The organism is Colwellia sp. MB02u-14 (assembly GCF_014076915.1).
In the GTDB taxonomy this organism is placed as follows: domain Bacteria; phylum Pseudomonadota; class Gammaproteobacteria; order Enterobacterales; family Alteromonadaceae; genus Colwellia_A.
Genome location: NZ_JACGUX010000087.1, coordinates 212,256 through 235,952 on the forward strand (window position 1 = coordinate 212,256; position 23,697 = coordinate 235,952).

The 23,697-nt window shown below is 37.0% G+C and carries 23 protein-coding genes; 4 read left to right on the plus strand and 19 right to left on the minus strand.

Going from position 1 to position 23,697, the window contains the following annotated elements; translation table 11 throughout:
* Positions 1 to 16: 16 nt before the first annotated feature.
* Complete coding sequence (locus H4J52_RS17340; RefSeq protein ID WP_182181997.1) at positions 17 to 751, plus strand: EAL domain-containing protein; 735 nt, start codon at positions 17 to 19, stop codon at positions 749 to 751.
* A gap of 227 nt (positions 752 to 978) precedes the next feature.
* Here the strand turns inward: H4J52_RS17340 and H4J52_RS17345 are convergent, their stop codons facing one another.
* The 15 genes from H4J52_RS17345 to trmJ all read right to left on the minus strand — a co-directional run bounded on the left by H4J52_RS17345 (position 979) and on the right by trmJ (position 14,625).
* A complete protein-coding gene (locus tag H4J52_RS17345; RefSeq protein ID WP_182181996.1) occupies positions 979 to 1,563 on the minus strand; it encodes a YceI family protein in 585 nt (194 codons plus the stop codon).
* Between the two features lie 47 nt (positions 1,564 to 1,610).
* On the minus strand, positions 1,611 to 2,171 hold the full coding sequence (locus tag H4J52_RS17350) for a cytochrome b (protein WP_182182126.1): 561 nt from the start codon (positions 2,169 to 2,171) through the stop codon (positions 1,611 to 1,613).
* Between the two features lie 239 nt (positions 2,172 to 2,410).
* On the minus strand, positions 2,411 to 3,040 hold the full coding sequence (gene cobO / locus H4J52_RS17355; RefSeq protein WP_182223368.1) for a cob(I)yrinic acid a,c-diamide adenosyltransferase: 630 nt from the start codon (positions 3,038 to 3,040) through the stop codon (positions 2,411 to 2,413).
* 373 nt (positions 3,041 to 3,413) lie between these two features.
* Positions 3,414 to 3,554 carry a hypothetical protein gene (locus H4J52_RS19705; protein ID WP_220460124.1) on the minus strand — a complete coding sequence of 47 codons (141 nt, stop codon included), beginning with the start codon at positions 3,552 to 3,554 and terminating at the stop codon, positions 3,414 to 3,416.
* Positions 3,555 to 3,641: 87 nt separating this feature from the next.
* Positions 3,642 to 3,812, minus strand: coding sequence for a hypothetical protein (locus H4J52_RS20565; RefSeq protein WP_404851989.1), 171 nt, complete (start codon positions 3,810 to 3,812; stop codon positions 3,642 to 3,644).
* 828 nt (positions 3,813 to 4,640) lie between these two features.
* Positions 4,641 to 7,058 carry an EAL domain-containing protein gene (locus H4J52_RS17365; protein WP_182225303.1) on the minus strand — a complete coding sequence of 806 codons (2,418 nt, stop codon included), beginning with the start codon at positions 7,056 to 7,058 and terminating at the stop codon, positions 4,641 to 4,643.
* A gap of 257 nt (positions 7,059 to 7,315) precedes the next feature.
* Complete coding sequence (gene fdx / locus H4J52_RS17370) at positions 7,316 to 7,654, minus strand: ISC system 2Fe-2S type ferredoxin (protein WP_182181993.1); 339 nt, start codon at positions 7,652 to 7,654, stop codon at positions 7,316 to 7,318.
* A 21-nt stretch (positions 7,655 to 7,675) separates the two neighbouring features.
* Positions 7,676 to 9,538 (minus strand): Fe-S protein assembly chaperone HscA, encoded by a 1,863-nt coding sequence (gene hscA / locus H4J52_RS17375; RefSeq protein ID WP_182181992.1) that lies wholly within the window; start codon positions 9,536 to 9,538, stop codon positions 7,676 to 7,678.
* A gap of 116 nt (positions 9,539 to 9,654) precedes the next feature.
* Complete coding sequence (gene hscB, locus H4J52_RS17380; RefSeq protein WP_182181991.1) at positions 9,655 to 10,185, minus strand: Fe-S protein assembly co-chaperone HscB; 531 nt, start codon at positions 10,183 to 10,185, stop codon at positions 9,655 to 9,657.
* A gap of 45 nt (positions 10,186 to 10,230) precedes the next feature.
* Positions 10,231 to 10,554, minus strand: a complete 324-nt coding sequence (gene iscA / locus H4J52_RS17385) for an iron-sulfur cluster assembly protein IscA (protein ID WP_070376089.1) — start codon at positions 10,552 to 10,554, stop codon at positions 10,231 to 10,233.
* A 15-nt stretch (positions 10,555 to 10,569) separates the two neighbouring features.
* Positions 10,570 to 10,950 carry a Fe-S cluster assembly scaffold IscU gene (gene iscU, locus H4J52_RS17390; protein WP_182181990.1) on the minus strand — a complete coding sequence of 127 codons (381 nt, stop codon included), beginning with the start codon at positions 10,948 to 10,950 and terminating at the stop codon, positions 10,570 to 10,572.
* Between the two features lie 71 nt (positions 10,951 to 11,021).
* A complete protein-coding gene (locus H4J52_RS17395) occupies positions 11,022 to 12,236 on the minus strand; it encodes an IscS subfamily cysteine desulfurase (RefSeq protein WP_182181989.1) in 1,215 nt (404 codons plus the stop codon).
* A 32-nt stretch (positions 12,237 to 12,268) separates the two neighbouring features.
* Positions 12,269 to 12,781, minus strand: coding sequence for a Fe-S cluster assembly transcriptional regulator IscR (iscR, locus tag H4J52_RS17400; RefSeq protein ID WP_182181988.1), 513 nt, complete (start codon positions 12,779 to 12,781; stop codon positions 12,269 to 12,271).
* Positions 12,782 to 12,951: 170 nt separating this feature from the next.
* Positions 12,952 to 13,758, minus strand: coding sequence for a serine O-acetyltransferase (cysE, locus tag H4J52_RS17405; RefSeq protein ID WP_182181987.1), 807 nt, complete (start codon positions 13,756 to 13,758; stop codon positions 12,952 to 12,954).
* A 60-nt stretch (positions 13,759 to 13,818) separates the two neighbouring features.
* Positions 13,819 to 14,625 (minus strand): tRNA (cytosine(32)/uridine(32)-2'-O)-methyltransferase TrmJ, encoded by an 807-nt coding sequence (gene trmJ, locus H4J52_RS17410; protein WP_182181986.1) that lies wholly within the window; start codon positions 14,623 to 14,625, stop codon positions 13,819 to 13,821.
* Positions 14,626 to 14,987: 362 nt separating this feature from the next.
* On the opposite strand from trmJ, the gene suhB reads away from it, so the two are divergent.
* Complete coding sequence (suhB, locus tag H4J52_RS17415; protein WP_182181985.1) at positions 14,988 to 15,791, plus strand: inositol-1-monophosphatase; 804 nt, start codon at positions 14,988 to 14,990, stop codon at positions 15,789 to 15,791.
* 168 nt (positions 15,792 to 15,959) lie between these two features.
* Positions 15,960 to 18,827, plus strand: a complete 2,868-nt coding sequence (locus H4J52_RS17420) for a pitrilysin family protein (RefSeq protein ID WP_182225304.1) — start codon at positions 15,960 to 15,962, stop codon at positions 18,825 to 18,827.
* Positions 18,828 to 19,221: 394 nt separating this feature from the next.
* Here the strand turns inward: H4J52_RS17420 and H4J52_RS17425 are convergent, their stop codons facing one another.
* The 4 genes from H4J52_RS17425 to prmB all read right to left on the minus strand — a co-directional run bounded on the left by H4J52_RS17425 (position 19,222) and on the right by prmB (position 23,010).
* On the minus strand, positions 19,222 to 19,497 hold the full coding sequence (locus tag H4J52_RS17425) for a hypothetical protein (protein ID WP_182225305.1): 276 nt from the start codon (positions 19,495 to 19,497) through the stop codon (positions 19,222 to 19,224).
* A gap of 233 nt (positions 19,498 to 19,730) precedes the next feature.
* Positions 19,731 to 20,891: an MFS transporter gene (locus tag H4J52_RS17430; protein ID WP_182225306.1), complete on the minus strand. Its 1,161-nt coding sequence runs from the start codon at positions 20,889 to 20,891 to the stop codon at positions 19,731 to 19,733.
* Between the two features lie 29 nt (positions 20,892 to 20,920).
* The gene (gene aroC, locus H4J52_RS17435) at positions 20,921 to 22,012 is read right to left on the minus strand and encodes a chorismate synthase (protein ID WP_182225307.1); all 1,092 of its coding nucleotides are present in this window, start codon (positions 22,010 to 22,012) and stop codon (positions 20,921 to 20,923) included.
* 53 nt (positions 22,013 to 22,065) lie between these two features.
* Complete coding sequence (gene prmB, locus H4J52_RS17440; protein ID WP_182225308.1) at positions 22,066 to 23,010, minus strand: 50S ribosomal protein L3 N(5)-glutamine methyltransferase; 945 nt, start codon at positions 23,008 to 23,010, stop codon at positions 22,066 to 22,068.
* A gap of 122 nt (positions 23,011 to 23,132) precedes the next feature.
* On the opposite strand from prmB, the gene smrB reads away from it, so the two are divergent.
* A complete protein-coding gene (gene smrB / locus H4J52_RS17445) occupies positions 23,133 to 23,690 on the plus strand; it encodes an endonuclease SmrB (protein ID WP_182225309.1) in 558 nt (185 codons plus the stop codon).
* Positions 23,691 to 23,697 lie beyond the last annotated feature (7 nt).

Consider the following 23,697-nt stretch of genomic DNA (forward strand, 5'->3'; position numbering starts at 1 on the left):
GGCAACCTGATTATTTATGAAAACTAAAACTCATCTTTCACCCTCCACTTTGATAGATCTGATGGAAAGTCAGCGCTATGGTGTTGAATATCAGCCTATTGTTTGCATTAATAGCCAAGAAATATATGCCTATGAATGTTTATCACGGTTTTTTACTAAAGATAACTCAGCGATACGACCTGATCTTGTTTATTCTTCTTTACATGACAGTCCACTTAGTTTATTTCAAGTAGAATACCAACAAAAAAAATTACAACTCGCCTATGCTCCCAATAAGATAGACATTTTTGTTAATTTAGACCAAGACTCATATTTTTCAACGGGGACTTTAAAAGATGACAATCCATTTTTAAAATTATTTAAAGGTTTTCAAAAATCTAAAATCATTGTTGAACTCATCGAAAATTCAGAAATAAACGATGCTATTATGAGCTTAGCGATGATTGATAATCTATCAAAAAATAACATTCATACCGCTATCGACGACCTCTGTAATCCACAATCAATGGTGTCGATGGCTGTGATTCAACTTGTTGAATATATCAAACTTGACAGATATGTCGTCACTAATAGGTCTAACCGTAACTTTATGTTACTCGTTGAGTCGATGATCAACTATGCACGAAATACCGGTAAAAAGGTTATCTTAGAAGGCGTAGAAACCGCAGAAGATTTACGCTTCGCAAAACAGTTGAATGTTGATTTTGTTCAAGGTTTTTTTTACCAAAAACAATTTAAAAAGGTAAGTTAACTTATTAATCATAAGACTTTCCATAAAATCTTCTTTTATTATTTTTCAATAAAATATGAATAAGCACAATAAAACCATCACTGTTTGTAAAGTTCACCGATGAAGTCACTGTGATTTTATAAAAATAAAGCCAGCATTGATGCTGGCTTTATACATATAAAGTCAATTAATATGATTATCTAATAAAATTTAGAAATAAAAACATCGGTCAGACGTTTAACCAATCACTATTTTCTGATGCCTTCTATATGTAATTCTAATTCAACATGTGATGAAGCAGGCCCTAACGTGTCTGGAATACCAAAATCAGCTAAACCAATTTTTGTTGTACCGCTAAAGCCAACACGGTAACCACCCCAAGGATCTTTACCCTCGCCAATTTTTATCGCGTCAATAATAATGTCTTTACTAACACCGTGTAAGGTTAAAGTCCCGTTAATGGCTAATTTATTTTGACCTTTATCAGTAATGCTAGTGCTAATAAACTTTGCACTTCCAAACTTGTCGACATTAAGAAAATCATCGCTACGTACATGCTTATCACGTTCAGCATGATTGGTGTTTAAACTGTTTGTATCGACGAACATTTCAATTTTAGCTGAAGATAGATCCGCTGCATCATAACTAAAACTGCCGCTAAATTTATCAAAACGCCCCGTTAACCAGCTATAACCTAAATGTTGAATCTTAAAGTTTACTGAGGCATGAGCGCCTTTATAGTCAACGACATAATCTGCTGCATTGGCAGTTGACGTAAAAGCGGGTGCAAAAAGTAATGCTGAAAGTGTTGACGCAAGTAATAATTTTTTCATGTGATCCCTTTTAAAATAGTTGAGTTGAATGTTTTAGTTAAGTCTATTTATTGTTTATCTGCTCGATATCCAAGCATTCTTTTTAGCGTTGTATCTTTATCGATAAAGTGATGTTTCAGTGCAGCCAATGCATGCAAAACAACTACGGATATGAGTACGTAAGCAAGATATTTATGTACCATGCCAGAAAGATCTTCTTGGTCAGTAAATAGCTCACCAAAACTTATTACCGATATTAATTCAAACACCTCTATGGCACGTCCATCAGCTGTTGAAATTAAATAGCCACTGATCATTAGAATAAATAGCGCGCTATACAAAAAAACATGTACTAAATGGCCTAATTTTTTTTCTGTGTCAGTATGAGTTTCAATAGCCTGTGGCTTTACTTGAACAAGACGTAAAAGAATACGGACAACCATGACTAAAAACAAAAGGATCCCTATGCTTTTATGAAGATCGGGGCCTTGCTTATACCAAGGATCATAATACCCCAGATCTACCATCCAGTAGCCTAATGTAAAGAGTCCGACAACGGTCACGGCAACTAGCCAGTGTAAAGTAATAGTGCCCCAACCATAGTGGTTTATCGTATTTCTCATTTTAATTCCGATATTCATCAATACTGTGCGGTGATTTTATTGTTAATAATAGTATATGAATATTAATAATGTATTAAGTACGTAAATAGTGACTCAATGTTTCCATTTAGTCACTAATGGCGTCAATATGAGATTGAAAATTCTAAATATATGACAGCTAGTTTTCCCCCTCAAGGTAAATATGAGTCAAGCCACGTTGTAACACCAATAATATAACTTTACTGACTTAATCAATCTGCTAACGATCACCAATCAAGTCCTTTTTGTGCTTTAACTCCCGCTTTAAAAGCATGTTTGATTGGTTGTACTTCTGATACCGTATCTGCCAATTCAATTAACCGACGATGACAGGCACGGCCGGTAATTAATACGTGCTGCATTTTAGGGCGATTATTTAACGCCTCGATAATTTCGTTTAACTCAATATAGCCATATTTCACCATGTAAGTCATTTCATCGAGTAAAACAATATCAAGTGTTTCGTCACTGAGCATTTCTTTACTTCTTTGCCATGCAACTTTTGCTGCGGCTAAATCAGTTTCAGTACTTTGCGTTTCCCAGGTAAACCCCGTGCCCATCACATGATGCTGAACCGAGAATTGCTTTAAAATATTCATTTCGCCGCATTCCCACTTACTGCCTTTAATGAATTGTACAACACCCGCTTTTTGCCCATGACCAATAGCGCGTAATACGGTACCAAAACCAGAAGTACTTTTGCCTTTGCCATTACCGGTTATAACAACAAAAACACCGCGCTCTTCTGTCGCTTGAGCAATTCGTTCATCAACATTGGCTTTAATTTTCTTTTGGCGTTCAATATGTTTTTGTTCTTTCGCAGCTGCTTTTTCAGCCTCTTTATTCACATCACTCATAATATTCTCATTCTATTTAATCATTACGCTATTAATTGCGTTATTCATTACTGCTCAATATTAACTTACCTGTTTCAGGATCGCGATAAACTTGGCCCATTGACTGATAACCTTCTTGCCTTTTTAGCTTATTTTTCAATGCTTCAGGTATTGAGGTTAGGGCTGTATTCTCAATATGACTAGCAGCTTGATCGAGTTATTCATCAATATCTACGAGCTCTTGCGCCTTTACTAAACCTAGATGCCGCTCTGGCAAAGTTATCGATTCATCTTTTGGGATACAGCCATAGAAGCGTAATTCACATGGCACGTTACTACTGAGCATTTCAGCATAACGATCTGAATTGACTCGATTACCAATAACACCAGAAAATTATAAGTTTTCTCTAAATTTAGCTAAACCAAAAGCCACTGCGGCAAAGGTTTGAGCCATTGCCTTAGCATCAATAACAGCCAGAACAGGGATATTAAAATGCTGAGCTAAATCTGCCCTACTTGAGGTACCATCAAACAATCCCATCACACCTTCGATTAGAATCAGATCTGAGTCTTACGCCGCGCGATAAAGTAGCGCTTGGCAACCCTGCTCACCGACTAACCATCAATCTAATTGATAAACTAATTCACCACTGGCTTTACGTAATATCATCGGGTCAATAAAATCTGGCCCAGCTTTAAATACTATTACTTTAAGGCCTTGATTACGGTGGTAACGGGCAAGCGCAGCTCTAATTTTTGTTTTTACAGAGCCAGAATGCGGTGCAGCAATAATGTGTGCTGAAACATAACACCACTCCCTTTTTTATACTCGGATTTATCTTGAAATGGGAGTGTCTTTTTATTAGATAACGCCATTAATTGGTCTCTTCTCTTTAATTATTTTTATCGTGTTGATTGTCGATTATATTTGTCATTATTGCTTTTCATTTCAAGGCGAAACTACAATCGACCATTTACGTGTGTATTAACATTTATTGATTTTGCCTTGAAAAAATGACTCAAAGTAAAATCGAGGATCATAGCTGAAATAACCTAAAAAATAGGATTTGAAATAGACTCAACATAATACTTATCGACACGTGTTGCATATTCCGTCCATGACAACACAGGGAATTTACCTGAAAACGCGTAATAACCACCATTTGAAATAAAGAAAGTAATTGAGCTGGCAATAAACAAAGCCAAAGCCACTTTAATAATATTGACTTACCAAACACTTTTTTGCCAATTCGGTAGAGTATAAAAGCCAGCAGTAAACATAACAGCGTAACTTAAGACTAATGCAGGGTAAGAGATAGTAGTACAATCACCAAATTGATCACGATAATAAGACGAAGCAAGATCAATGATTTTAGTTTTATAGGAAGAGTACCCACCAAAATCAAAGGTTCTTCTTTAGAGGCTGAAATAAAAAGCCCTCATTGCGCCGTGGTCTGTCTATCTGCTTTTTTTCAAAGTTGGCAATAGGTATTATCATCCTTAAAAGACTAAGCTACGCCATAAAGAGTGAAACAGCCTTGTGCAATGAGTAAACCTCAAAGCGCGACTTGAGATGCAGATACGGTGTTACTTCGAGATTATATGGTCGATACCAAAAAAGTTAACGAGCTGTTGATGCCATCCTCTTTAACATTCCCTCCCAATTTAAGAAGAAAAGTTTAAAGTCCGTATCAAGCATCGGTTTTGCAATATGGTACCCTTGGGCAACATCACAGCCAATTTCTTTAAGCTTTTGGTATTGTTCTTCGGTTTCAATACCTTCTGCTGTCGTTTTTATTTTCAATGATTTGGCTAAATTAACCACAGCATCCAATATTAAGATTTTATTGCTCACTTCATTTAAGTCATCAACAAAGCTTTTGTCTATTTTTAAATAATCTAAGGAAAATTGATGTAAGTAACTTAGCGATGAAAAGCCTGTACCAAAGTCATCTAAAGCAACTGGTATGTGAAGATTTTTTAAAATATCTAAATGTCTTTTCACCGCATCAACATTTAGAATTAAACTTTCTTCAGTAATTTCGACACATAACCGTTCGGTGGTCACTGCAGATAGATGATGTTGCGATTGCAAATAGTTAATAAAATCTTGTGACGCAAAGCCTGATGTTGAAACATTAACACTCAGCTTAAATATTTGGGGAAGCCAATGAGCCCAAAGGTTGAGTTTACTCATAGCGAGCTTTAGCATATAGAGATCAAGTTGAACTATTTGTCCTGATTTTTCTAAAATAGGAATAAAAAAATCTGGATACAAAAGCCCTAATTTAGGGTGTTGCCAACGAACTAAAATTTCAGCTCCAATAATATCTCCCGTATCAAAATCAATCAACGGTTGATAATTGCCAATAAACTCTTGATTTTTTAATGCTTTATCAAAATCATACTCAACTTTCACATTAATTGATTTACTTTGTTCTTCAAGTGCTTCAAAAAATACATATTGGTTGCGACCTTTCAACTTTGCTTGGTACATAGCATGGTCTGCATCAATTAATAACTGTTCAGCACTTTCACTCGTATCGCTATAGGTTGCTATACCAATACTTACACTACTGGAAATATTCAAGCCATCAATATTAAAAGCCGCGGCCATAACCGCAAGAATACTTTCAGTTATCCGACAAATGGTCTCATGATCAATATTACCATCAAGTAATATGGCGAATTCATCACCACCTAAACGAGCGAGTGTATCAGTGTTTCTTAACGTTGTTGTTATTGACTTCACAATAGCAACCAGTAACTTATCGCCAACATGGTGACCATAAGTGTCGTTAATTTTTTTAAACCTGTCCACGTCAATAAAGAGTATTGCTATATTGTCGTGACGATTATTTTGGCAATGCAAGAACGCATGTTGGAGCCTATCTTTGAATAACGAACGGTTCGGTAAGTTCGTTAATGGATCATGTAAGGCTAAAAATTGTAACTTTTGCTTAGCCTCCATTCTTTCAATAGCATTATTAATATGCTTGGCAACAAACATGAGTAATTGTTTGTCTTTTTCTTGAAATAAGAACTCGGTACTGTAACTTTGTACAACCACAATCCCTTTATTTATACCGCTCCCAAATGGTACACCCAACCAAGCTTTGGGGATACTACCGCGTATATAGATTGCTTTTTCATTAAGCATCTTTTGAATGTCTTTTTCGTAAAAAAGAAAAGGTTGGTCTTTAGCTAGCGCATAACCAGTAATACTTAAGACATTAGGATCGATGTTTAAACTTGTGAAATTTGAAGCACTGTCAAACTCGTCAATAGCATAAGGAAAGTCGATCCTTTTGCCATTGTCTTTTAACAATGCAACAAAAAAGTTTTTTGCTAGGGTAAGGCGACCAATACATTGATGTAAGTATTGATAAAATTCATCAATACTTTTAGTTTTAAAAATAAGTTCCGCTATTTCAAAGAGTGCGTCTTGAATTTTATTGGCATATTCTAAATTTTCAATAACTTCTTCCAAACCATCAACCCTGATGATTTGAGATATTTTCATCGCGGTTATTGTCGCTAACGCGGTCAGTGTTCTTAGGTGATATTCAGTATAAAAATTAATACTTTCATGTTCAGAATCAATGACGCCTAATAATTGCTGTTTAAATAAAATAGGTACGGCTAACTCTGATAGCGTAGTTTCGTCATCAACAATATAACTTTCAAATTCTCGCGTATCTTTAACTAATATTGGTTTTTTAGTAGCGGCAACCTTGCCAATAACACCTTGATTGAATGGGATGACTATCGAGTTAGATGTTGTATCTCTTATTTGAATATCACTACTTTTATCATTATTGATAGACGTTTTCTTTTCAAAGCCTGACATTCGACTTAAGGTCTGCCCACCAGCATCTAAAGTATAAATAACGGCATCGTCAAAACCGAGCTTTTCAACAATATTTTGTGCTAAATATTGCCAAATTTCACTTGGGGTATTTAATAACAAGATATCCGTAGCAAACTGGTTAGTAATGGTTAAACTTTTTATCGTTTGTGATTTAGATAGTTCAGACAAATTTATGAGGCCTAAAATTATTTATAAAATATATATCTACGGTTATTAAACATTTTATTGCGCAAATATCGGTTTCAAGTAGAACAAATTTTTAATCTGCTGTCTATTGACCTAAACAAAATAACGCTTAATCATTCTTGTTGAAAGTTAAAGAAACTATCAAGATATAAATATCCAATCATATCTTAGCTGCGATCAAAAAGGGCAATAACATTAACATGTTATTGCCCTTTAAAATAAATACCTATAATAATAAACTAGTGGTTTTCAGACACCATATTCACCGTGTACTTTGGAATTTCAACAACTAAGTCTTCATCTCCAACCAACGCTTGACAACCTAAACGAGATTCTGGCTCTAATCCCCAAGCTCTGTCAAGCATGTCATCTTCAAGTTCATCTGATTGTGCAATTGAATCAAAACCTTCACGGATGATCATATGACAAGTAGTACAAGCACATACTTTTTCACAGGCGTGCTCTACACCAATATCACTACGTAGCGCAACGTTAAGTACACTTTCTCCCTTTTCTGCTTCAACAACTGCACCGTCTGGGCATAAGTCTTCGTTAGGAAGGAATATAATTTTCGCCATTTTCTTAGCTCCTAAAAGTTTTTAAACTTCGTCTACTGAATGTCCTGCTAATGCTGTTTTTATCGATGAATCCATACGACGTTCAGCAAAAATAGCAGTGCTTTCATTTAATATTTCAATAGCTGCTTCAATATCATCCGCAACCGTGCTTTGGGCAATCTTCGCTAACGCGTTTATTGCATTATTTATCGTGGTAATTTCATCTTGATTTAATAACGCGCTGTCATTAATCAATGCAGATTGCACTGACTCAATAACTCGCGATGCTTCAACTTGTTGCTCTTTCAACATGCGCGCTTGAATATCTTGTTCAGCATTGCTCATTGAATCCCGCAGCATTTGAGTAATTTCTTGCTCTTCGAGGCCAAATGAAGGCTTAACTGTTATGCCTGTTTCTATCCCCGTTGACTTTTCCATGGCTGAAACTTCTAATAATCCATCCGCATCAACTTTGAAAGTAACGCGAATATGAGCAGCGCCAGCAGTCATTGCAGGAATACCACGTAATTCAAAACGTGCTAACGATCGGCAATCTTCAACAAGCTCACGTTCACCTTGGAGCACATGTACGGCCATTGCAGTTTGACCGTCTTTAAAAGTAGTAAATTCTTGAGCTTTAGCAACAGGAATTGTTGTATTTCTAGGGATAACTTTTTCAACCAATCCGCCCATTGTTTCTAAACCAAGCGATAATGGAATAACATCAAGCAACAAAATATCGCTATCGGGCTTATTACCCGCCAAAATATCAGCTTGAATCGCGGCGCCAATGGCTACAACTTTATCGGGATCGATAGAGGTTAATGGCAGACGATTAAAATATTTTTCAACTTCCTGGCGCACCAGTGGAACACGCGTTGAACCACCTACCATAACGACTTCAATCACATCATCAATAGTAATTTCTGCATCTTTTAATGCGCGGCGACAGGCACGCAATGTTTTGGTCACTAACACATTGATCAAAGATTCAAACGTATCACGATTAATTTCGCCATGTTTTTCATCTCCATTATCTAATGTTAATGAAAAACTAATCACCAAATTTTCAGTGAGTTGCTCTTTAACATGACAAGCTTGTTGCAGCAATTGACGTTCTAATGTCGTTGATAATGGTCGTTGTAGATCAGTCTGTTCGATGATGTGATCAACAAGAATATTGTCAAAGTCATCACCACCTAATGCAGAGTCACCACCGGTAGCTAACACTTCGAAAACGCCTTTATTTAAACGTAATACTGAAATATCAAAAGTACCACCACCTAAATCATAAACAGCAATAATGCCTTCTTTTCCGCTATCTAAACCGTAAGCAACAGCCGCTGCTGTAGGCTCATTGAGTAAACGTAAAACATTTAGGTCAGCAAGTTTTGCTGCATCTTTTGTACTGTGTCGCTGAGCATCATCAAAGTAAGCAGGAACAGTTATAACAACACCGCTTAGCTCACCACCTAACGCGTGTTCAGCTCGTTTTTTTAAACTTTTTAAGATTTCAGCTGACACTTGTACTGGGTTTACTTCACCGGTACGTGTAGTGATGCTTGGGTGACTTTCGTCACCTGAGAAAGAATAAGGCAATGAAGGATATTTGTTACGAATATCAGCTAATGAGCGACCAATCAGGCGTTTGGCTGAAACGACAGTATTTTCTGGGTCACTAACCGAATGTGCTTTAGCGGCATTTCCCACTAATATTTCATTCGCTTGATAACTTACGATTGAAGGTAATATGTCTCGTCCTTCGCTGTCTACTATGGTTTCAGATAAACCACTTTTAACACTAGCGATAAGAGAATTAGTTGTACCTAGATCAATGCCTGCGGCGAGACGATGTTCGTGAGGAACCGTACTTTGGCCGGGCTCGGCTATTTGCAATAACGCCATTTTTAGACTCTTTTATATTCGATTACGATTAACGGGCGGTATGATATTCCATTGTAAATAAAAAAACACATTTTTGCTGTTAGTTTATTACACTAAAAATTCATTTGAATTAGCGATCATTCATCATTAAAAAGCTGATCTTCTAATTTATCAAGATCAACACGTAATTTTTGATAAAACTTTAATTTGCGTAAATTATTACCCGCTAATAGATTTGACTGTATTGTGTTTTCGTCAAGGTGTGCATGCATTTCTACAGCAAGCCCTTGAAAGCCTATATTTAATACTTCAGCATACGCTAGAATTGCGGCTTCATGGTCATTAGCATGTTTAACATCATCAAGCATTTCATGTAATTCCATTTGGCGCATTAAAAAGCTGTTATCACTAAACGAAGCTTGTTCGTTAGGCTGATCGCTTTCTCGTAATTCTAATAAATATTGGGCACGCATTAAGGGGTTTTTCAGCGTTTGATAAGCATCGTTAATTAAGGTTGATTTTTTAACGGCAACTAATTGCTCTTGGCTTGATGCATGAGCGAACTTGTCTGGATGTACTTTTTTTTGTAGTGTTTGGTAAATATCAGCTAATTTATGAACATCAAGTTCAAACTGCGATGCAAAACCAAATATCTGAAAATAATTCACAAAAACTCCAGTAAACGGCTTATTCATAAGCCGTTCACAAATCACTTAAACGTTAAAGCTTTCACCACAACCACATTCGCCTTTGGCATTTGGGTTTGTGAATTTAAAACCTTCGTTTAGACCTTCCTTAACAAAATCTACTTCAATACCATCAAGGTAAACTAAACTTTTTCCGTCGATAATAATATTCACATCAGAGATAGAAAACAATGTATCGTCTTCATTCAACTCATCAACAAATTCCATCACATAAGCTAGACCAGAACATCCTGTAGTTTTAATACCAAGACGCAAACCGAGACCCTTGCCTCGATTGGTAATAAATGACTGAACACGGTCTGCTGCGTCTTTCGTCATTGTAACACTCATAAATAACTCCGAGGTCTAAGCAGTTTTAGTGCGATAATCTTCAATCGCTGCTTTGATAGCATCTTCCGCTAGAATAGAGCAATGAATTTTTACTGGCGGTAAAGCAAGTTCTTCAGCAATTGCCGTATTTTTAATCGTCGCAGCTTCGTCAATAGATTTACCTTTCACCCATTCCGTTACTAATGAACTTGACGCAATAGCAGAACCACAACCATAAGTTTTAAATTTAGCGTCTTCGATAATACCGTCAGCGTTAATTTTCAATTGTAGCTTCATTACGTCACCACATGCGGGTGCGCCAACCATGCCTGTTGCTACTTGTGGATCATTTTTATCCATTGAGCCAACATTACGTGGGTTTTCATAGTGATCAATTACTTTTTCTGAATAAGCCATTATTTCTCTCCTGATTAGCGATGAACCATACAAAAATGTATGTTCATCAGTAAAATTTTCATTAGGGATGCTTAGTGAGCAGCCCATTCAATTGAATCTAAATCAATACCGTCTTGGAACATTTCCCAAAGTGGTGACATATCACGTAAATGCCCAATTGATTTTTGAATAAGTGTAATCGCGTAATCTACTTCTTCAGTAGTCGTAAAACGACCGAAGCTAAAACGAATTGAGCTATGCGCCATTTCGTCGTTCAAACCTAATGCACGTAAGACGTACGAAGGCTCTAAACTGGCAGAAGTACAGGCTGAACCAGAAGATACCGCTAAATCTTTAAGCGCCATAATCAAAGATTCACCTTCAACAAAATTAAAACTTACGTTTAAGTTACCTGGGTAGCGATTATCAAAATCTCCGTTAACAAAAACTTGTTCCATCGTGTTCAAGCCAGCCCATAAGCGGTCGCGCATTTTAGTTACATGAGCGATGTCTTGGGTAATTTCTTCTTTAGCAATACGACAAGCTTCACCTAAACCAACGATTTGATGCGTAGGTAATGTGCCACTACGCATGCCACGTTCGTGTCCACCACCATGCATTTGCGCTTCAAGACGAATACGAGGCTTACGACGAACATACATTGCGCCCATACCTTTTGGACCGTAGAATTTATGTGCAGAAATTGACATTAAATCAATTTTCAACTTTTCCATATCTACTTCAATTTTACCAACGCTTTGTGCGCCATCGACATGAAAAACAATCTTACGTGCACGACACATTTCACCGATTGCAGCAACATCTTGAATTACGCCAATTTCATTATTTACATGCATAATGCTTACTAATACTGTGTCATCACGCATTGCATCTGCTAATTTATTAAGATCAATCAAGCCATTGCTTTCAGGATCTAAATAAGTAACTTCAAAGCCTTGACGCTCTAATTCGCGGCACGTATCTAAAACAGCTTTATGCTCTGTTTTACAGGTAATAACATGCTTACCTTTTTTACGATAAAAGTTAGCAGCACCTTTAATAGCTAAGTTATTTGACTCTGTTGCTCCGGAGGTGAAAACAATTTCACGCGGATCAGCATTAAGAAGGTCAGCGACTTGGTTACGCGCAATATCTACCGCTTCTTCAGCTTGCCAGCCAAATTTGTGTGAACGAGATGCAGGGTTACCGTAAAAACCGTCAGTAGTCATATACTGCATCATTTTTTCTGCAACACGTTTATCTACAGGTGTTGTAGCTGAGTAATCAAAATAAATAGGAAGCTTCATTCGCTAACGTTCTCCAGTTTAACAACATGCATTTAGTGCATGTCGTGCATAATGTTTTTGGTTTCAATTAATGTTTCTAATGACGGCATAGTTTTATTGGCTTGTGCATGCGCTTTATCTTGTCGTCTAGACACTAATTTCACGTTGCTTTGCTCAACAAGCTCTGCCAACGTTATGTTCTTTAAAAAATCTTCGATACGGTCACTTAAGCCTTCCCACAACATGTGTGTTAGGCATTCGTCACCATTTTGGCAATTACCTTTACCGTCACATCTCGTCGCCTTAATGGATTCATCAACAGCATTGATGACATCAGCAACAGAAATTTTTGCAGAGCACATTCCAAGGCGATAACCTCCACCTGGGCCTCTAATACTATTTACCAAGCCATATTTTCTTAAGCGGGAGAAAAGTTGTTCTAAATAAGACAACGATATGCCCTGCCGCTCTGAAATATCAGCCAAAGGTACGGGTCCAGTTACGGCGTGAATTGCTACATCTAACATAGCAGTTACCGCGTAACGCCCTTTTGAAGTCAGTTTCATTGTGTACCCCTATCGAATTACCAACAATTTTACATAACCCTACAAAATAGTCAACTAAATACCTGAGTGTTTTACTCAAGTATTATATGTTTGTTCGAAAAAGAGTCAGTTAGTCGCGAATTCCCTCAGTTTAATGGAAGGAAGTATCCGTAACAGGTAAGGTGTTTATATTATATTTCAGGATCAAATGACGCTACGCGTTTTTCACGACGTTGAGCGGCGGCCTTTTCATCATCAACGAATTCACCCACACTCAATTCGGGTAATGCTTCTTGGCAAACTTCACCACCGAGCTGATTTACTTCTTTGCATAAGTCAGCAACCTTTTTATCCATCAAGTGCATATGATCTAGTACACGGCCAATAGCTTTAGCAACCGGATCAGGGTTATCAGCGGAAACGGCATAAGCATCGAATCCAAACTTTCTTGCAACTTGGTCACGCTGCTCTTTTTCTGATTGACTTTTTTCATTGACAATACGTGCAGGAATACCAACAGCGGTTCCATTTGCAGGTACATCTTTTACCACAACAGAGTTAGAACCTACCTTGCCACCTTTACCGATAGTAATAGGTCCAAGCACTTGTGCTCCAGCCCCTATAACAACATTATCTTCTAACGTTGGGTGACGTTTACCCGCAGTCCAGCTTGTCCCACCTAAAGTAACGCCATGATATAAAGTAACATCGTTTCCAATTTCAGCCGTTTCACCGATGACAATTCCCATACCGTGATCAATAAAGAACCGACGACCTAATGTTGCCCCTGGATGAATTTCAACCCCCGTCATCCATCGAGAAAAGGTTGATAAACTGCGCGCAAGAAGATACCAGTTGTTTTTCCACAGTTTATGACTCAAACGATGAATCCAAATAGCATGCATACCTGGGTAGTTAGTTAACACTTCTAACGTATTTCGAGCGGCGGGATCTCGGTCAAAGACACTTTTAATGTCTTCTCTGATACGGCTGAACATAATTATATCCTTCTATATATCGGTGAAAATAAGCACCAATATAATGAGTACTTACTTTTATTATTCTTTATTTTTTTCTTTCTCGTTTACTTTAGCCGCTCTTTGTACGGAAGCTAATATTCCACGTAACATCTTGACTTCTTTTACATCCGGTCGCGCTCGGTTAAATAAACGACGCAGTTTAGTCATCACTAAACCTGGATGTGTAGGCACAATAAAACCGGTTGCTTTTAACGCATCTTCAAAGTGTTGATAAAATCGCTCCGTTTCAGCAATAATCGGATACTCGTCTTCATCAAGCTCTTTTTTTGGCAAATTTTTACTGAGGTTTTCACCTTTCGCTTTAAATGCTTTTTGCTGATTAATTAAATAACTGGTCCGCACTTCATAACTTAAAGTCTGCACGGCCATCGCTAAGTTTAATGAACTGTAATCCGGGTTCGCAGGAATTTGAACATGAAAATGACAAAGTTGTAACTCATCATTAGTCAAACCACTACTTTCACGACCAAAAACTAAGGCCACTGGAAAATTATGCGCCTCTTCTACCAGTTTTTCTCCACAGCCTCTTGGCTCTAACATAGGCCAAGGTAAGGTGCGAGAACGTGCACTTGTACCGACAACCAAACCGCATTCACTGATCGCTTCAGCTAAAGTGCTCACTACTTTTGCATTTTTTAATACATCGGTAGCCCCAGCGGCTAAAGCTTGTGCTTGGCCATTTGGCATTTCTATAGGGTCAACTAATATAAGTTCACTTAACCCCATCGTTTTCATAGCACGTGCGGCCGAACCAATATTACGACAATCGGAAGTATTTACTAATACAATCCGAACATTACCTAAAAGTGATGATTGTTCTGACATTATCTTCAATTACTCAATTTATAGTTAATTTATAGTTAATTTATAAAATAAATTATACCTACTGGTATTAACTATCTAGATGGCTAAAATTGACGATGATATTATCACAGAACATTAACCTTGTGCTCAGAAAAAATCATCAAGTTTATTGAAATTAGTTAGTGCGAAAAATTATGTGTTAGTTATTAAACATCTATGAAATTTTTTCTTTATTCTTCTTTATAAAAAACAGTGTCGCTAATTACAGATAACTTTGCTATAATTTTCGCGCTTGAAAATCCGCTCGGCGGCAAGCCTCGTTCTTTATAAAAGTTGTTATACTGTTTAATTCTATTTACAAATATGTAAAAGGTAGTCTCTATATGCATCCTATGCTTAATATTGGTATTCGTGCTGCGCGTAACGCAGGTAAAGTTATTGTTCGTGCCATTGAACAATTAGATAAAGTTGAAGTTCAAGCAAAAGGAACAAATGATTTTGTGACGAGTGCTGACCTAAGCGCTGAAGAAGCCATTATTGAAACATTAAAAAAATCATACCCAGATCACACCATTGTTGGTGAAGAATGTGGGGTGATCAAAGGCAAAGATGACAACTTCCAATGGATTATTGATCCAATAAACGGTACAACAAACTTTATTAAAGGCATTCCACATTTTTCTGTATCTATTGCTTTAAAAGTAAAAGGCAAACTAGATCAAGCGATTATTTTTGATCCTTCTCGTGGTGAGCTATTTACAGCTAGCCGTGGCAAAGGCGCACAACTTAATGGTTTTCGAATCCGTGTAAAACAACATAAAGAACTTTCTGGTGCCATTGTTGCCACAGGCTTCCCATATAAGCATAAACAACACAGCAACGCTTATTTAGAAATGTTTAAAACATTATTTACTAAATCTTCAGATTTACGTAGTTCAGGTTCTCCTGCTCTAGACTTAGCTTATGTCGCTGCTGGCCGTGTAGATGGTTATTTTCAAATAGGGTTAAAACCTTGGGAATCTGCTGCAGGTGAATTATTAATTATAGAAGCCGGTGGTTTAGTCACTGATTTTGTAGGCGATCATAATCATACTGTTTCAGGTAATACCGTTGCAGCGTGCCCGCGTTTATTAAAAACTATTTTAAAAGATATACGCCCACATTTAGGTGAAGCATTAAATAAATAATTAAAAATTATTTATTATTGTTTTTAAAAGCGCTTTTAGCGCTTTTTTTATACCTTGGTAATATTAATTAACATTGATTTTACGTTTTTACAGTGGTTTTATTGGTGTTTTATCGAATAACAGGCACAATATCAGCAATAATAAATAATAATTAAAATAGGTTTCCCAATGAAATGGACTGCACTAAGCTTTTCGATAATTACCGCCTTATCAGTAGCTGGCTGTAATACGATAGAAGCACCATCAAAAAACGCATTAAACAAACAAAGCATTAATAAATCTTCTTCAGCAAATAGCGCTATAGATATTAAATACCATAAGTTTGTTTTAGATAATGGCTTAGAAGTCGTTTTTCATATCGACCGTTCAGACCCTGTTGTTGCTGTAGCGTTAACTGCACATGTTGGGTCTGCTCGTGAAATTCAAGGAAGAACTGGCTTTGCTCATTTGTTCGAACACTTGTTATTTCTCGAGTCTGAAAACCTTGGAAAAGGAGGTTTAGACAAAATGAGTGCACAAATTGGTGGCTCAGGCGCAAATGGGTCAACTAGTCGTGATAGAACAAATTACTTTCAAACCGTACCCAGTGATGCTTTAGAAAAAATGATTTGGGCAGAAGCTGACAAACTTGGTTTTTTTATAAATACCGTCACCGAGCAAGTACTTGCAAAAGAAAAACAAGTTGTAAAAAATGAAAAACGACAAAGTAATGACAACCGACCTTATGGCCATACTCAGTATGTTATCGATAAAAACCTTTATCCTGAAAATCATCCATACAACTGGCAAGTTATTGGGTCTTTAATCGATTTACAAAATTCAACACTTCAAGATGTTAAGGACTTCTTTAAGAGTTGGTATGTGCCCAATAATGTGACCTTGGTGATTGCAGGTGATTTTGATGAAGCTGAAGCGAAAGCTTGGGTTCATAAATATTTTGATGAAATTGATGCGGGTGAAAAAATCGAACCTCTCGCCAAACAGTCAGCAAACTTAACAAAAACCAAGAAAATATATCATGAAGATAACTTCGCTAAATTACCAGAGCTCAGCTTAACTTGGCCAACTATCCCTCAATATCATCCAGACAGTTATGCCTTACAAGTATTAGTTGAATTACTCAGTGATGGTAAAAAAGCGCTATTAAATCAAAAATTAATTGATGAATTAACGCTAACGTCTCGCGTTACTATGTACCACTATCAATCAGAGTTAGCCGGTCAACTCATGTTGAAAGTAAGAGGCTTTGAAAATACTAATTTAAATAATATTAACAAAGCGATCAGCGAAGCATTTCTCAAATTTGAAAAAAAAGGCTTTAGTGATGAAGACCTCGCCACCATAAAAGCAGGACAAGAAACTGCTTTTTATCGGGGGCTTTCAAGCGTTTTAGGTAAAGGCTTCCAATTAGCACAATATAATATTTTTACGAAAGATCCTGGTTTTATTAACCAAGAAGCTAAAAACATTTTGGCGGTGAGTAAAGAAGATGTTTTACGTGTTTATAATAAATATATTAAAAATAAATATGTTGTTGCCACAAGTTTTGTACCAAAGGGGCAGCAAAATCTAGCGTTAGAAAATTCAGTAAAGGCACAAATAACTGAAGAAAAAATTGTCGCTAACGCAGAACAAAGTTTTGATGCTTCACAGCAATCAACGTATATCAAAACACCTTCAAGTTTCGACCGTTCAAATGAACCTGCCTATGGTAAATCGCCGACACTATCGGTACCTAAAGTTTGGCAAGACACGTTAACCAACGGGTTACATATTTATGGTATCAAGAACAATGAAGTTCCACTGGTGCAGTTCAATATAGATATCGCTGGAGGGATGCTATTTGATGATATTGACCGAGTCGGTGTCGCGAATTTAGTCGCTGAACTGATGAACAAAGGCACTAAAAATAAAACACCACAACAACTTGAAGAAGCAATTAATAAGCTTGGCGCTACAATTAGTGTTTATGCAACGCCAGAGTCAATAAAAATATCAGCAAGTACTTTAGCAAGAAATCATCAAGCAACAGTCGATTTAATAACAGAAATGATCTTAGCACCTCGGTGGGATGAGAAAGAGTTTACGCTGACCAAACAAGACATAATCAGCCAAATAAAACAGCAACAAACGAATCCTAATCAATTAGCAGACAATCAAATGAATAGATTGCTCTATGGTAAGTCGAGTATTTTATCGAACAATCTATTGGGCACATTAGCTTCACTTGAAAAAATAACGTTAACTGATTTAAAAGCCTTTTATGAAACAAAACTGTCACCAAATTTAACTAACATTCATATTGTTGGAGATATAAACGAAACAGCAGTATTAGCTGCTTTTCAAAAATTAGAACATAATTGGTTGAAAAAAAATGCCGTATTACCTGAGGTTTTAGCGCCGGTACCACCCAAAGAATCAAAAATCTATTTCTATGATGTCCCCGATGCTAAACAATCTCAACTCAGAATTGGCTTTCCTGCCATGAATGCTATGCATAAAGATTTTTATAGTGCTCAAGTAATGAATTATATTTTAGGTGGTGGCAGCTTTGCTTCAAAACTTACACAAGAGTTGCGCGAAGGCAAAGGCTACACCTACGGTGTACGTTCGAGCTATAGCGGGAGTAAAACAAGTGGAGAGTTTATTATTAGTAGTGGTGTTCGCACGAATGTAACACTAGAAGCAATTGCATTAATTAAAGATCTGGTTGAAAAATATCAAAATGACTTTAATGACAAAGATTTAGCCACAACTAAAAGTTATTATTTAAAAAGTAATGCGAGAAAGTTTGAAACATACAACGCAAAACTGGCGATATTACAAAGTATGAGCCAATACAATTTGCCTGCAAACTATATACTAGAGCGAGCAACATTAGTTGAAAGCTTAACATTAGAGAATATTAAATCGTTAGCGAATGAACATTTACGCCATGAAAAAATGATTTATCTCGTGGTTGGAGATGCTAAAACGCAGATGGAGGGTTTGAAAGCATTAGGTTTAGGAGAGCCCATTCTTATAGATGCAAACTAGTTGAGTTGAATAAACTTCAGTCTTGTCATTAATGGTAAGACTGAAGTTCATTATAATTACTCATGCCATCGAGTTAATTAACAATGGGTACTTTACCGCTTTCTGGTAAATTGCTGTATTGAAAGTAACCAGAAAAATAGCGTCTAAAGGTAGTTGATTGATAAGAGCATCGAGCTTTTTTTTTAACTTTCCCCCTGTGAATCTCTATAAACAGCAATACTAGCTGTTACTGCACCAAGGGTTTGATAATAACCCCCTGCACTTTCTTCTCTTGTAACAACGTCATCACCGATACCCTTTCAAATACTAATACTTCGCTTAACCAACATATCAACAAGTTGTCGAAGGGTCGCCGTTTGAATAAACATATCTCGCCGAATTTTCATTTGACTTGCTAAAAAGTCAGCATTTCCAATAGTCGTACCCATTGGGCTTTTTGAAGTAGCGATAAGTCAAAAAATTTACGATCAAAAGTAAAAATATCAGAAGAGGTGTCTATTTTCCAGTTTAGTTCTTGTGCATAAAGATAAAAATCAACAGTTTCTAAATCTTTAGGCGTGTGACACGCTATTTCAACACGTTGTTGCTTTAACTGATGTTTAGCGCGTGGATAGGTCATGATCTCAATATTAAACTCGCGGTCAGAAATTTTTACAATAGCGTGAAGCATGTCAATAGTTAGCCCTGTACCCTGCGCATTAACAAACGGGGGAAGGGTTCCATAGCAACGTTAATTCTTTCAGCTAAACAGGAAAAACTAAATCCATTTATTAAGATCCCGAACCAGAAAATAAACTTCATGATTATCCAATACACTTAATAATAAGGGTGAAGCGAGGGTAATTAATTTAATAATAGATATTCTTTGGCAATAATATAATGCACTGTTTAGTGTCATTATTGTTATTTTTTGTCATTTATTCGATTATCAGGCATAAGTAAAACAAACAGAAATCCAACTAATGCAGCAAACGCGGCAAGATTATAGGCAAGTTCGCTGCCTTGCCCTCCTTGCCAAACATTACCTGCTATATAAGCACCAATTGCACCACCTAACCCATAGACACCGCCAATATAGATTGCTTGACCACGGTTTTGTTGGTCATCATTGAAATGTCGATGAATAAATTGAATAGAAACACTGTGGTACAAACCAAAACTAAGTGCATGTATGCACTGAACGAGTGCTAGAACCCAGATAACATCCGCAAAATTACCGGTCATAAGCCAACGAACAGATGTTAATAATATACTCATGGCTAACAGCGTTTTCAAAGAAAAATATCGGAAGAATACGCTCGCATAGATAAAAATAAGGATCTCGGCCATTACTGATATGGTAATGAATATACCAACCGCAAAACCAGGGTAAGCCAGCTCTCGAAGATAAAGCGCAAAGAAACCATAATAAGGACCAAAACTCATTTGTAACATCAAGCCCGCAAGAAAAAAGCATATAAACGAGCGACAAAGAATTTTATCAATGATTTTTTCTAACGGCTTAACACTATTTCTTGTAATTTTCGCAGGGGTTAATTTCATGCTTGAAAGAAATAATCCTGCCAGCACAAATACACCTAAATAAGTAAATGCATCTGCAGAATATCGCTCTATTAAGTCTCCAGCGAGAACCGCTAAAAAAATAAAACCAATACTCCCCCACAAGCGAATACGTGCATAAATTTTTGCACTACGTCGAATTGAGTTAAGGGTAAGCACTTCAAGTTGGGGTAAAACAGCGGTCCAAAACAAACTAAAAACCGCTAAACAAAAAACAATTGGCCAATAACCGTTTAACCAGAAAAGCAGTGAAAAACTCAGTAGAGCTAACAGCGAACCACTGCGAATAATTGATAATTGTTTACCTGATTTATCAGCTGCGAAAGCCCAGAAGGTAGGACCGATGATTTTAGTAGCAGTAATAATCGCAAGAATTTCACCTATTTCAATTGAACTAAAGCTTTTTGCATCAAGAAAAATAGGTAAGAAGGGAATAATCAGACCTAAAATAGCAAAGTACCAAAAGTAACTCGAAGAAAGCCTTACAAATTTATCCGATGTCATTACTTTTGGCTTTCAATAAAAATCACTGACTAGGATTCAATATCAGGTGTAACACAAATAACATCAGCGTTTTGTCCACGATGGCGTAAAAAATGGTCCATCAGCGTTAGTGCTAACATAGCTTCGGCAATAGGAACCGCACGAATGCCAACACAAGGATCATGACGACCTTTGGTGACTAAGTCTGTTGCTTTTCCAGCTAAATCAATCGTTTTGCCACTGACTCCAATACTTGAAGTGGGTTTCATTGCAATGTTAGCAACAATACTTTGTCCTGATGAAATTCCACCTAAAATACCCCCACTATGATTACTGGCAAAACCCTCTGGAGTTAATTCGTCACGGTGCTCTGAACCTCTTTGGTTTACCACCGCAAAACCATCGCCAATCTCAACACCTTTAACAGCGTTTATTCCCATAAGCGCATGAGCAATATCAGCATCCATACGATCAAAAATAGGTTCACCTAAACCAACGGGCACGTTAGTGGCTCGCACCATTATTTTAGCGCCAATGGAGTCTTTCTCACGGATAATGCCGCGCAGTAGCTCATCTAACGCATCAAGCTTAGTTACATCGGGAAAGAAGAAAGGGTTATTTTCTACAATGTTCCAGTCAATGTTAGTTGCGCAAACGTCGCCTATCTGAGTAACACACCCTTGAATGTCGACATTAAACTTTTCTTTTAAGTATTTTTTAGCTACAGCACCTGCCGCAACTCGCATTGCGGTTTCACGTGCTGATGATCTTCCGCCACCGCGATAATCACGAATACCGTATTTTTGCCAATAAGTATAATCGGCATGACCCGGACGGAAACTTTGCGCGATATTGCCGTAATCTTTTGAACGTTGGTCGGTATTTTCAATGAGTAAACCAATAGGTGTTCCCGTTGTTTTTCCTTCAAAAACACCAGACATTATTTTAACTTGATCAGGTTCACGACGAGCAGTGGTATAACGAGAAGTCCCAGGACGACGACGGTCAAGGTCATCTTGTAAATCAGCTTCTGATAACGCTAAACCTGGCGGACAACCATCAATAATTGCACCTAAACCTAATCCATGGCTTTCACCAAATGATGTTACGGTAAATAATTTTCCAAAAGTATTGCCTGACATGAATATATCTTCTCTCTATTATTTGAATATACAATTACGGAAATTGAACTGAATTACTTTTTTTCAAATGCTTGTGTGAAACTATTCGCATGATTTATTAACTGTTCCTTAGTCAACATAAACACACCATGACCACCATTTTTAAACGTTAACCAAGTAAAAGGTACTTGCGGGTAGACATGCTCAACATGAATTTGAGAGTTCCCCACTTCGCAAATTAAAACGCCTTTTTCATTTAGGTGGTTAGCCGCTTGTGCAAGGATTTCACGAACGATATCTAAGCCATCGACACCCGACCCTAAACCCATTTCGGGTTCATGCAGGTATTCTTGCGGTAATGCGTCAACGTCTTCTTGATCAACATAAGGTGGATTAGTAACGATTAAATCATACGTTAGTCCATCAACCCCAGAGAAAACGTCAGATTGAATTGGAATAACTTGTTCTGTTAATCCATGATTTTCAATATTAATTTGTGCAACGTTAAGTGCATCAATCGATAAATCGAGTGCATCAACCTCTGCTTCAGGAAAAGCGACGGCGCAAGCAATAGCAATACAGCCACTGCCGGTGCATAAATCAAGAATACGTTTTGGAGGGTTCTTTTGAGAAAAAGTGGGTAAAAAGTGTTGTTCAATTAATTCACCAATGGGCGAACGAGGCACTAAAACGCGCTCATCAACATAAAAAGGTAAACCAACAAACTGAGCCTGATTCGTTAAATAGGCGGCTGGCAGTTGTTCAATAATGCGTCGTTCAACTAAAGCCAACACGGTTGATTTTTCGTGTGAAGTTAATCGACAATTAAAGACTTGTTCACTTAATTCTTCCGGTAAATTTAAAGCAAACATCACTAAGGTTATTGCTTCGTGCCACGCATTATTAGTACCGTGACCAAAAAAAAGTTCAGCTTGATTAAATTCACTGGTGGCAAAACGTAAATAATCACCAATGGTATGTAGTTCATCTTTAATTGGTGAAAAATCAACTTCGTTCACATCTATTCTCTATTATCTAGCAATTTATGAGGCATATTATAACCTTTTGCTTGTTATTGCCCACAGATGTTTTTAGAATTTAAATTGTTTTCCCTATTATCATTAAGAATGTAGTTTCAAACATGAAATTTAAAGAAGCCTTAACTTCCCATGAGATTGACTTATTCAAGCAAGCGATCGGTAAAGTAAAACCAATCGTGCAAGATAAAATTGCTCCGATTAAAAAGCACGTACAAAGTCAATCATTACAAATGGCTAAAACAAAAGTTAATGCAAAGAAGAAACAGCATGCTGAGTTTTATTTTTCTGATGAATTTGAACCAAACTTGAATCAACAAGGTCCGATGAAATATGTTCGTGAGGATGTTGACAGCTTTGAGGCTAAAAATCTAAGACGTGGTCGGTATGCACCCGATTTAATTTTAGACCTACATGGTTTAAATCAGAAAACAGCAAAATTAGAAATTGCTGCATTGATGTACGCATGTAAAAAAGAACATGCAAAGTGTGTATGTATTGTGCATGGTTTAGGTTCAAAGGTACTGAAAAATAAAGTTCCCCATTGGCTAGTGCAACACCCTGATGTAATGGCTTTTCATCAAGCACCACTTGAATGGGGTGGTAATGGTGCTTTATTAGTACTCGTTGAACTCAATGATCGCTTCGCAGATCTTGTCTAGCGATAAA